This window comes from Chachezhania sediminis (genome assembly GCF_009765275.1).
Taxonomy (GTDB): Bacteria; Pseudomonadota; Alphaproteobacteria; order Rhodobacterales; family Rhodobacteraceae; genus Chachezhania; species Chachezhania sediminis.
In genome coordinates, this window is record NZ_VOPH01000006.1 from 92,506 (window position 1) to 104,956 (window position 12,451).

5 protein-coding genes are annotated in these 12,451 nt (G+C 60.6%); 4 read left to right on the forward strand and 1 reads right to left on the reverse strand.

The annotated features are described in order from the left end of the window. Window positions 1-135 precede the first annotated feature (135 nt). Window positions 136-7,341 carry an autotransporter outer membrane beta-barrel domain-containing protein gene (locus FQK05_RS17990; RefSeq protein ID WP_158969421.1) on the forward strand — a complete coding sequence of 2,402 codons (7,206 nt, stop codon included), beginning with the start codon at window positions 136-138 and terminating at the stop codon, window positions 7,339-7,341. Window positions 7,342-7,458: 117 nt separating this feature from the next. On the opposite strand, the gene FQK05_RS25915 is transcribed toward FQK05_RS17990, so the two are convergent. Then, on the reverse strand, window positions 7,459-7,740 hold the full coding sequence (locus tag FQK05_RS25915) for a hypothetical protein (RefSeq protein WP_199252708.1): 282 nt from the start codon (window positions 7,738-7,740) through the stop codon (window positions 7,459-7,461). Between FQK05_RS25915 and FQK05_RS17995 the strand changes: the two genes are divergently transcribed. The 3 genes from FQK05_RS17995 (at window position 7,739) to FQK05_RS18005 (ending at window position 12,386) form a co-directional block, all read left to right on the forward strand. Further along, window positions 7,739-10,234 (forward strand): arylsulfatase, encoded by a 2,496-nt coding sequence (locus tag FQK05_RS17995; protein ID WP_158969657.1) that lies wholly within the window; start codon window positions 7,739-7,741, stop codon window positions 10,232-10,234. The genes FQK05_RS25915 and FQK05_RS17995 overlap by 2 nt on opposite strands. Before the next feature lie 112 nt (window positions 10,235-10,346). Next, window positions 10,347-11,327 carry an MBL fold metallo-hydrolase gene (locus FQK05_RS18000; protein WP_158969423.1) on the forward strand — a complete coding sequence of 327 codons (981 nt, stop codon included), beginning with the start codon at window positions 10,347-10,349 and terminating at the stop codon, window positions 11,325-11,327. A gap of 27 nt (window positions 11,328-11,354) precedes the next feature. Then, window positions 11,355-12,386, forward strand: a complete 1,032-nt coding sequence (locus FQK05_RS18005) for a fumarylacetoacetate hydrolase family protein (protein WP_158969425.1) — start codon at window positions 11,355-11,357, stop codon at window positions 12,384-12,386. The last annotated feature ends 65 nt before the right edge of the window (window positions 12,387-12,451 follow it).

A 12,451-nucleotide genomic window follows, 5' to 3' on the forward strand; every position in this document is an offset into this window, starting at 1 on the left:
GCCTAGAGAATGTTGGCGAGTGAAATCGGACAAGGCTGGCCTGAGAAGGCGGACCTCGCGAAGGGGGACGCTCGTCAGAAGCGGTGCAAGTGAATCTGACAGCACATTACAAAATTCAGCGAAAGCGGCAGAGCATTGATCAAGGAACTCAAGGTACTTCTCGTGACCGGTTCAGAGCGTCCTTGCGCTGCGAGCCGAGCACTTTTCCGGGACAATGGCGAGCCGGCCACGCCGCGTTTGTTGAAATTGTCAGTATCGGTTGTTGCCTTGATCGCTGCGGCGCCCGCCCTCTTGGGCAGTCCCGCTGCGGCGCAGGTTGTCGACATGGTTCAGTATTTTGAAGGCCCGACGGGTCAGACAAATGAGAACCAAGACAATATCACGATGGATGTTTCCGCCAACGGCGTGAACACATTTTCTATTTCCGAAACGGTCGACAGTAGCGACACGGATTGGATCGGGGCCTTTACGCTGACCCAGGCGCAGATCGGGACGGACAATTCGGACGATCTGCCATATTCCAGCAACGGCACGTCAACATTTACGGTGGATGGCACGATAACCAACGCGATAACGAATGGTTATAGCGATTCAATCACCAGTTCGAACGAGTACATTTCGAGTGTCTTTGCCCTGCATTCCGCCGGGCAGCAGGCCAACGAAACCTACGGCTACGAAAAGAAGACGACGAATTACGATCCCTATCCCGGCGCGAATGCCCCGGACGTCACGTTGACAGTCGAGGCGGGCGATGACAGCCCGCTTCTGGACTATTCCCCTGTATTGGTGGGCAAAGCTTCCGTCCAGGTCACGATTGGCGAGTACAATGACGGCGACAGCATTACCTACGCCTATGGCGGCAATGGCGCGCTGAGCGCAGTTTCCATCGGGGCGCCGGGGTCCGTCCAGAAGGCAAAGGATTCGACGAACCAGGCCGAATACTATGGCGGCAACGGCGGCGATGTCACCCTGTCGAACGAGGTCGACATCACGGTCGAGGGATATGCTGGCGACGCCACCGTGGGGAGCGACGACGCGCTTTTGGCGCTGTTTGGCGATAAGGCCTATATTGGCGCAATCACGGCCTATTCCCTGGGAGGTCAGGGCCAGTACGAGGGCGGCGTCGGTGACGATTACGCAGGGCCGGGCGGACCCGGCGGGGACGTCTCGGTCACACAAAGCGGCGATGTCGACATGCATGGAATTTCCAATCCGGATGGATCGAATTTCATGCCGTCGATCGGGCTTTGGGCGATTTCGAGCGGCGGCCCCGGGGTGACCTTCGAAGGGAACGGCGTAGGAAACGGCGGCGACGCGGGCGACATAACCGTGTCCTGGACCGGCGGGCTGACCACCGGCGATGATGTGGTTAATACCACCGGCATCGTCGCGGGGTCCGTGGGGGGGAGTGCCGATCTCGAATCCTCGAACCCGGCCGCTCCCGGAAATGGTGGGGATGTCACAGTCGACATATCGAACGACTGGAACCTCGCGGTGGGCAGCGACGGGTACGGTGCCATTGGCGTTTTTGCCTTTAGCGCCGGCGGTCAGCAATCGCAGAGCAACGATGCGAGTGGCTATGCAGGCGATGTGTCGATTTCGGCCGATTCCGATACAAACATGTCGATCACGGGGAACAATCTGGGGTTTGGCCTTCTCGGACTCAGCACCGGCGATATCGCCAACTTTCTTTCGGATGAATCCGGCACGGGTGTCGGCAATGCCGGCGAAGTATCGATCGAGAATGACGGGTCAATTTCCGTTTCCGCCCAGTCCACCGGCGCCGCCTTCGGTATCGTCGCTCTCTCCGCAGGCGGCTACTCTCAGATCGATACGTTTTCCGAAGCGCCGTCAGGCGGCTCTGTTCTCGGTTTCTCGGGGGACGGTAACTCGAACCTAGGCAGCAACGGGGTTTCCGGCCAGGCCGTCTCGGTCACCAATACCGGGACGGTCACGGTCAGCGGCCCGACCTCGAGCGCCATTATGGCCATGTCGGTCGGCGGAAGCGGCGGGCTCGCGCTCTATCTGGCAGATGCTGCAGAAGGCATCACCGATGGCGGGTTCATGAATCTCGGCTCGCAGGCCAGTTCCGGCTTCGCTGGCGGGGGCGACGGCGGTCCGGTGAGAGTCGACAACACCGGCACGGTCGTCTCGGGATCGTCCGACTGGGTCGATGACGAGACCGACCAGTACAACAACGCCATGTCCTTCGGCATCGTGGCGCAGTCCATTGGCGGCGGTGGCGGCGCCGGCACATCCGGCCGAAACATCGGCGGCAGCGATGTCGGAGGCCAGGGGGGCGGTTATGGCAGCAGTGTCAGCGTGACCCATGGGACGGGGTCGGTCACGACCTATGCCGCGGCCTCCTCGGCGATCATCGCACAGTCCATCGGCGGTGGCGGCGGGGCCGGCGGAAACCGCAGCGGCATCGGCGGGGCGACAGGTGGGTCGGGCGGCAATGGCGGCGACGGCGGCAAGGTCACCGTCGACATCAACAGCGGCGACGGCATCTATACTGTCGGCGATTTTTCGTTCGGCGTGGTGGCCCAGTCCATCGGCGGCGGCGGCGGGGCCGGCGGCTCTGCCACAGCAGACGGGCTGCTGGTGGACCTGTTCTCGATGGCGACGGGCGGGTCGGGCGGCTCCGGCGGGTCCGGGGACAGCGTGACGGTCTCGCTCGATCAGACTTTCGTTTCGTCGGGCGCGCGTGCGGTCGGCATCGTGGCCCAGTCGATCGGCGGCGGCGGCGGCACCGGGGCCCAGGGCACCGCCCAGGGCGGATTCTTCGGCGGCGTCAGCTATGCCGTTGGCGGATCGGGCGGCGACGGCGGGAACGGCGGGACGCTCACGGTCACCAATGAGTCGAACGGCGTCATCATGACAGGCTGCGACGCGCAGGATTCCTTTGAATGCTCCGAGCTCAGCAGCTTTCTTGACGAATTGGACGACGATTCCTCGGTCGAAGATCAGAGCGACACGGTCAGCGACTGGACCCCGTTCGGAACAATCAACCTCCAGGGCGCCGACGCCATTGGCATCATGGCCCAGTCGATCGGCGGCGGCGGCGGCGATGGCGGCACAGCGACCTCCGGGTCCAGCGACGACGATAATGACAGCGACGATAACGATTCCGACATCAGCTTTAGCATCGGTATCGGCGCAACGGCCGGCGCGGGCGGCGCCGCGGGTGTCGGCGGGACGGTCACCATCGACAATGACGGCGCCATCATAACGGCTGGCGACCAGGCCTATGGCATTCTCGCCCAATCCATCTCGGGCGGCGGGGGCAATGGCGGCGATGCAACAGCCTCCAGCTTCGCCAGCGGATTGCCGGTCGGCTTCTCGCTGAGCGTCACGCTTGGCGGAGATGGCGGCGCGGGCGATCAGGATGCAGGCGATGTGACGATCACCAACGGCAGCGGCAGCTTCGACGGGGCGGCCGGTTCCATCGTGACCTTCGGGCAATATTCCACAGCGATCCTTGCTCAATCCATCGGTGGCGGTGGCGGCACCGGCGGGGCGGGAAGCTCGTCTTCCACCGCCGAAAGCTCTGCCGACGGCGACGACATCTCGATTTCGGTCGGACTGTCGGTTTCCATCGGTGGCAGCGGCGGAACCGGCAACGACGGCGGCGACGTCTCGGTCAGCAACGAACTGGGCGCGGCGATCCGCACGCTGGGTGCCGGATCGCGTGGGATCCTGGCGCAATCCATCGGCGGGGGCGGCGGCAGCGCCGGCGCGGCCGATGCCGCCGCCAGCAGCTCTGCGACAGGCGAAGTCAGCGCCACGATCTCGGCAAGCGCCTCGGTCGGTGGGTCGGGCGGCGCGGGCGGCGACGGCGGCGCGGTCACGGTCGTCAACGACGGGCTCATCTATACCGGTGGCATCCTGACCGGCAGCGATGGCAGCACTTTGACCACTGGCGGCGACGGGGTCGGCATATTTGCCCAGTCGATCGGCGGCGGCGGCGGCACCGGCGGCTCCTCGACGGCAGAGACGACGGTCGGCGCCAGCGAGGACGATTCCGACGACGTCAACGCCACCCAGTCCTCGGTCGGCAGCTATTCGGCGAACGTGTCGGTCGGCGGAGCCGGCGGCGCCTCGGGCGATGGAGGCACGGTCAGCGTGACCAACACGGGTCAGGCGACGACGACCGGCATGCGCGCCCATGCGATCTTTGCCCAGTCGATTGGCGGCGGCGGCGGGGCCGGCGGTTCCGCCACATCGACGGCCGACAACAACGCCTCCGACGGCAGCGAGGATGACGACAGCGACAACGGCACTGCCTATGCCGCCAGCATCGCGGTCGGCGGCACAGGCGGCGGCAGCGGCAATGGGGGCGAGATCGACATCACCCAGAGCGGGGCCATCGTGACCTACGGCTATGGGGCGGCCGGGATCAACGCCCAGTCGATCGGTGGTGGTGGCGGCCAGGGTGCCGATGGGACTGTCAGCAACAACGTGGACATCCAGATCGGTTTGAACGTCAGCAGCAGCGGCGGTGCCGGCGGCGATGGCGGGACCATCGACATCACCACCCAGACTGCGAATTCTTCGGTTTCGAACCCCGGTTCTGTCGCAACGATGGGCGACGATGCAATCGGGATCTTCGCCCAGAGCATCGGCGGCGGCGGCGGGACCGGCGCAGGCGGCTGCACCAACTCGAGCAACTCTGCCGTCGGCGAACTTCTCGATGCAGGTGTGAGCTATCTGGAAGACGAAAGCGCCAGCCTCTGCTTTGGCAACACCGAGGTCGACGGCGACTTCTCTGACGGCACCAGCCTGTCCCTGAGTATCGGCGGCAGCAGCGGCAACACGGGCGACGGCGGCACCGTGACGATAGATCACCAGACGGCCATCACAACGTTCGGCGACCGGGCCATCGGCATCGTCGCCCAATCCATCGGCGGCGGTGGCGGTTTCGTCATCAGCGCGAACGACCAGATCGAGTCCTCGACGGTGATAAGCAATACCAGTACCTCTGAAAGCGGCGTTGGCGGGCTTCTCAGCATGAGTGTCGACGCTGGCGCCACCATCCAGACCTTTGGCGATGGCGCCTGGGGCCTTCTTGCCCAGTCGATTGGCGGCGGCGGTGGCTTTGCGGGCGACCCGTCGGTCGGACTGCCGACCGCGCTCAGCGGGGCATCGGTGCAGAACGGCACGACCAGTTCGGGGATTGCGAGCAACGCATCGGGCTTCGACATCTCGGTCTCTGGAAAAATCGAGACCTCCGGCACCGCGGCCCACGCGATCTTTGCCCAGGCTATCGGCGGTGGCGGCGGCTACCTGACGGATTCTGACGGGACGCTGACGATCGGCCTCGACCTGCCGGGGGTCAATTTTGAGGATACCTACTACGCGGTCAACGGCGCCTCTTCGATCACCATCGCGGACGGCGCGTCGGTTCTTGCAAATGGCGCCTCCTCGGTCGGGATCTTCGCCCAGTCAGTCGGTGCGGTCGGCCCCAACCCCGGAACCGATGTCACGATCACCGTCGACGGCACGGTAAGTGGCGGCACCGGCGGACTTTCCGATGCCAGCGGCGTCGCGGCGGGCATCTATGCGCAAACGGCCAACGGCGGGACGATCACCATCGGTTCGACGGGGACGCTGACAACGGCCGATGGTGTCGATGGCTATGCCGTCTACACTCCAAGCAGCGATGCATGGACCATCACCAATGCGGGTACACTCACCGGCGCCGTGTTCACCGGCGCACCGACCGGGGGCGGTGACTTCAACCTCACGGTAACCAATACAGGCACGTTCAATTTCGGCCAGGAATTCACCAGCAGCTATCTCATCAATCAGGGCAAGTTCAGTATCGGCGGCGACGGCAACATCTATCAGTCGACGGCGTACGACCAATCGTACTTCGATTTGACGGACAGCAATTCCAACTGGCTGGTCGACATCGACGCCACGGCAAGCGACGGCGTCTTGAACGACGTCCTTTGGTTCGGTTCGGATAGCCTCAGTTATTCGACGGCGGCGATCGGCGGCACGATCACGCCCAACGTCATCGGTGGCCTGCTGCCACAAGGCTACGGGATCATAAACGCGCCTGACGGGCTGACGCTCCCCGAAGGGTCGGCCGTCATCGATAGCGACACAGTGGTGACGGGCAGCTATCTCTATTCCTGGGATCTGGCGATGAATTCGGACAATACCGCGCTCGACCTGACCCCGTCGGCCGATTTCACGCCAAGCGACGCAGATCTCACGAGCAACGAAGAGAACGCGGCGAGCTACCTGGGCGACGTCTGGGACGCGCTCGACGAAGGAGAGACGCCGACATCGAGCGACGGAACCAACGAGACCGACGCGTTCGCCGCCATGTTTGGCGCGCTCTATCAGGTAGACTCGGCGTCGGATTACGAGGACGCCCTGAGCGGCATGACAAATGCCGCCTTTGGCGCCATGACCTATGGCGCGGTTTCCGGATCGCAGACGGCCATGTCCTCGAGCCTCAGTTGCCCGCAGTTCGAAGGCGAAAGCATGCTGCTGCGCGAGCACAGCTGCTATTGGGGAAAGGCAAGCGGCGGTCGAACCGAGCTTCCCGGCGACAATGGCGCGACGATCAAGAGCCAGGACTATCGCGTTGGCGGGCAGATCGCCTTTGCGGATAACTGGATCCTGGGTGGCAGCGCCGCTTATGTCCAGAGCCAGACGTCGAATGACGATGGCTCGTTCCACAGCGATGGCGAAGGCTTCAACCTTGCCGCTGCCGTGAAATACGATGCGGACCGGTGGTATCTGGCGGCTGTCGGCACCGTAGGATACATGTGGAATGACAATCAGCGGAACGCCAGCATGCCGGGTCTGGGAGCGGCGACCGTCACGAGCCACAGCGATACCCTGGTCCTGGGCACGCGCTTTCGGGCTGCTTACGAATTTCCTTTCGAGCGTTGGTATGTCAGGCCAAGGGCGGACCTGGATATCCTTTATGCCCATACGCCTGGCTATACCGAAAAAGGCTCGGACACGCTGGCAATGCAGGTTGGAGACACCGATTACTTTGGTGTGACCGTCCTGCCGGCTGTGGAATTCGGTGGACAGGCCGACCTTTCAAAGAATTGGACGGCACGTCTGTTCGGAACTGTCGGAGCTTCCATTTCGGCTGCGGGATCGATCAAAAATGATCTGTCCTTCGTGATGGCCCCGGACAGTGTCGGGCCGTTCACAATCGAGACTGAAACTCCGAAATATCTCGGAAATGTCGGTCTTGGCCTTCAAATCTACAGCACGGAAGGGTTGGATTTGAGAGCGGACTATAATGCATCTTTCGGAGGCGGCTTTGAGAACCACTCAGTATCTTTGAAATTGAGCTATGTCTTTTAGGCGTCGGATTCGATAGCGGAGGGGCAATCTGAACGATGGGCAAGTCCGAACAGATCTCCGGCTATGCGTTGGCCAGCCTTAAGCTAAAAAGGGCTCCACGTTTTCAGAAGCAGACAATCACTGAACACAATCGACGGCCAGAGCAGTAAAGTGGATCAAATTCATGAAGGCAGTAAATTTCTCAAGTCTGCAAAACAGCCAAGGATGCGAGAGTGGTGCAGATAAGGGATACATTTCTTGCGACAATCTTCTGAGTTTGCCTACCGCCCTTGAAACGGGGGCTCGTTCCACTGTCGATCTTGCGGGGACTGCGGCTGCGGCGCGGCTCAGCATAAAAGGCAAATGGACCTTTTCTGGCAGATGCCTTTCCTTTTTCGGGTGGCTGGCATCGGCTGTCATGATTTGCTCTGCCGCGTGGTCCGACGAATTGAGTGGGCCCCCTGATGCCACCCAGCCGACGATCGAAATTGGCGGCGCCCAACTGCCTCCACAGCCCCAGCCTTTCAGGGGGGAGATCAAGACGCTCGCAAGTGAATCCAGACCGTCGTGGCCAGCTCGGATCGTGCCGCCACAAGGTGCGCCGAATGTCTTGCTCATTATGACCGACGACGTCGGGTTTGGGGCGCCGTCCACCTTTGGCGGTGTCATTCCCACCCCGGCTCTTGACAGAATTGCCGCTGAAGGCCTGCGCTACACAAACTTCCATTCCACCGCCCTATGCGCGCCGACCCGGGCAGCCCTGCTGACCGGGCGCAATCCGCATATGGTCGGGTTCGGCGTGGTCCCGGAGATGTCCACCGGCTATCCTGGCTATGACGGCGTGATCACGAAGGACAAGGCGACAATCGGCCGGGTGCTGCGCGACAACGGGTATCGCACCGCCTGGTTCGGCAAGAACCACAACACGCCGTTTTCGTTCACGGAACTTTACGGACCGTTCGATCAATGGCCGACCGGGCTGGGCTTCGACTACTTCTATGGCTTCATGGGCGGCGAATCCAATCAGTGGCGGCCGGGCGATCTAGTCCGCAACACCACCTATATCCAGCCCTTCCTGGCCGATCCGGATTTCAACCTGATTACGGCCATGGCCGATGAAGCGATCACATATGTCAGGGCGGCAGACACGCTGGCACCCGAGCAGCCATTCTTCATTTATTATGTCCCCGGAGCCGCGCATTCACCCCATCATCCGACAAAGGAATGGATCGAAAGGGCCGACAAACTTCACCTATTCGATCAGGGCTGGAACGCGCTGCGCGAGACGATCTTCGAAAAACAAAAGGCGCTCGGCGTTATTCCGGACAGCGCCCGGCTGACGCCTTGGCCGGACGGTTTGCTCAAGCGCTGGGAACAGCTGTCGGCCGATGAACAAAAGCTGTTCAAACGTCAGGCGACGGTATTTGCAGCCTATCTTATGTATGCCGATCACGAGATCGGCAGGGTCATACAGGCCATCGACGATCTGGGGCGGCTCGACAATACGCTGATCGTCTACATCAGCGGCGACAACGGGACGAGCGCAGAAGGGACCATGAACGGCACCCCCAACGAAGTCGCGTCGGCCAATCTGATCGACGTCCCGGTGGCGCAACAGCTCTCGGATTTCTACGATATCTGGGGATCAGAGGCGACCTATCCTCACATGGCTGCCGCCTGGGCATGGGCATTTGACACGCCTTTTTCCTGGACCAAGCAGATCGCATCCCATTTCGGCGGCACGCGGCAGGGCATGGCCGTCGCGTGGCCCCGGCGGATCAAGGACAAGGGCAGCATCCGTCACCAGTTCCACCACGTCATCGACATTCTTCCGACCATTCTCGACGCATCTGGGATCGCGGCCCCGACAGAGGTCGACGGGATCAGGCAGGCGCCGATCGACGGGGTCAGCATGACCTATACCTTCGATGCGGCGAATGCCGATGCGCCATCGGCACGGAAAACCCAGTATTTCGAGATGCTTGGTGACCACGCCCTTTACCATGATGGCTGGATCCTGAGCACCAAGGTCATGCGAGCGCCGTGGGAAAGTTCGGGTGCCGGTAATTCGGACCCGACCAGCTACCCCTACGAGCTCTTCGACCTGAGCAAGGACTGGACACAATATGAGGATGTGGCGGCCGCTCATCCCGGCAAGGTGGCGGAACTGACAGCCCTTTTCTATCAAGAAGCGGGGAAAAATCAGGTCTTCCCGCTCGATGCATCCGTCGCGACCCGGCAGAACGCATCGAAGCCAAGCATCGCAACGGGCCGCGACATGTATGTCTGGACCGGCCCGCTTACCGGCGTGTCGAGCACCAACGCGCCCTCGGTCCTCAACACGTCCTACAGGTTCACAGCCGAGATCGAGGTGCCCGAGACCGGCGGCGCGGGCATGCTGATCACGCAAGGCGGCCGCTTTGCCGGTTTCGGCTTCTACTTGCTCAAAGGCATCCCGACCTTCAGTTGGAACCTCGCCGGTCTCGATCACAAGACGTGGCGGGGCGCCACGGCACTGAGCCCAGGCAAACATGTCCTGGTTTTCGACTTCAAGTATGACGGGCTGGGCGCGGATACGCTGGCCTATGGCTCGATCGCCGGTTTCGGCCGGTCTGGCACCGGAACCCTGCAGGTGGACGGCAAGATCGTCGACAGCAAGACGATGACCAGAACGATCCCCTTTACCCTCGCCTGGGATGAACATCTCGACGTCGGCTCCGATACGGGTACGTCGGTCAACGTCGCCGATTACGACATCCCCTTCGCCTTTGACGGCAAAATCGAAAAGATCACCCTTTCGGTCGATGCTCCGACACTGTCGAGCAATGACATCGCCAAGCTTAAGGCGGCTCAAGCCAAAGCGGCGGACGGCGCCGTCCCGCCGGTGCCGCCAGATTCCGAGAACAAGCGATGATCGCGCCCGGCGCCTGTTGGAATTCTGCGACAATGCTCGGTCGACGATCATTTTGTATGGTCGACAGTTCCGAAAACGAAGAACAATCTCGATCCAATTATGGAGAGTTAGCATGAAGATGGAACAGGTCAGCAATAATTGCTATGCAGTTCTGAATGAAAAAAACAGAGTCTGCGATGCCAATTCCGGGCTGATCAATATCGGCGGCGGCATGGTGATCGACACGCAGTCCGATCTGCCGCATGCCCAGGCAATGATCAACATGTTCAGCAGAGTCTGGACGGGCATGCCGGAAAAGGTCGTCAATACTCATGAAGATTCCGATCACGTATACGGAAACCAGCTGTTTGGCAGCGCCCAGATCATCGGGCATCGCAGCCTGCCCGAGCGAATGAAGTTGGTGGCAGACCCTGATGAATTTCAACATATGATCGATGCGGCCCAAAGCGTCACCATCGGTTCGCAATTGAAAGCCGCTCACCCGGGTGTATTTGCCGCCGCGAAACAGATTGCCGAGGATTATGAATTCCGGGGCGTTCACCTGGTGCCGCCAAGCGTCCTGTTCGACGATCGTCTCAAAGTCGTTCTCGATGACGTCGAGGTTCACATCATTCACGTAGGACCTTGTCACCAGGCCGGGGATTCCATCGTTTGGCTTCCTCGGGAGCGCGTTCTTTTTGCCGGAGATGTTCTGTTCCGTTTGTGCACACCGATGGGCTGGGTGGGTTCTTTTAACAAATGGTATCAAGCCCTGGACATGATAATCAACGAATTGAAACCCGATGTCATCGTACCCGGCCATGGTCCGGTTTGCGGACTGGACGGGGTGCATGAGATGAAATCCTACCTGCAGTATGTGGAAAAGGAATCGCGCATCCATTTCGACGACGGGCGCAGTGCCAGCGAAGCCGCGCGCAGGATTGACCTGGGGCCTTATGCAGACTGGCTCTGTCCTGAACGAATCTACATGAACGTCGAACGGGCCTATCGCGAGTTCCGATCGGAACCGCAGGACAAACCGTGGGACAAGCCCGAAACCTTCGACGAGATTTACGGCGTCGCCATAACACGCGGCCTGACGCCAACATTCTGATCTGTCTTCGAATCGAAAGAACATCCCATGAAAATTGCACGCTTTCTCCCACCGGCATCTGAAGTTCCCGTTTTCGGAGGCGTGATCGGCACGCATGTCGTTGGCTTCGGGACGCTGCTGAAACGGTCCGGGCTGGACACTGACATTGTCAGCAACAGCAGGATATACCTTTCGAATTTGCCGGATAGCGAAGACATGGCCCGTAAGCTTCTTGATTGGGGCGCAGAGCATCTGAGTGAACTCGGAGACGACGAAGTTTTCAGTCTGGAGTCGGTGCAACTTCTGGCACCGGTGGAAGTTGCAGCCCTGTTCGATTTCGGACTTACACCAACCCACCTGCGGAACTCTCTGGAAACGTTCTTAAAACTCGAACACGGAAATCCAAAAACAGAGCCGATTCTGAACTCTTTGAAGGCTGGCCTTATTTCTGAGCCGGAGGATAAGCCCTCTGCCGGACCTCAACCACTCTCTTACTACAAATGCAACATGAACTCTATTGTCGGGGACGGGCAACATGTTCCATGGCCGACATACACCGCTCGTCTGGACATCGAGCCGGAGCTTGCCGTGATATATGGAAATACTCGACAACCCGTTTCCGGCTACTGCATCTTCAACGACATTTCCGCACGAGACGTTCAGGTCCCCGAGTTCATTGGCGGCCTTTGCCTTTCAAAGGACATGGGATTTGGAAATCAGCTTGGCCCGTTTCTTGTTACGGCTGACGAGGTCGGCAACCCGTTTGATCAAGATGTCGATGTGATCGTAAATGGCAAGGCGCGTTTCAAAGGTTCAACATCCGAGATCAGCCACGGCGCTGAGGACATCTTTCAGTGGATGGAAATGATTGGCCCCATCCGTCCTGGCACAGTTTTCGGGTTCGGAACCACCCCCGGATGCACCGGGTTGGATTTTGACGACTTTCTGGATCCGGGAGATACTGTCGAGATCAGGTTTTCCCGACTGGGAGCGTTGAAGTGCACTCTCGAGGAGCCAAAATCGAAGCTGTCCAGAAGCCGTTGGCCGGTTCGAAAACCCCTGGAAAGGTTCTATGAGTAATGTGTCGCCTCTGAGCATCACACTGTCAGCGCGCAGAGACGATCCAACCATCTGTTGCTGGGATC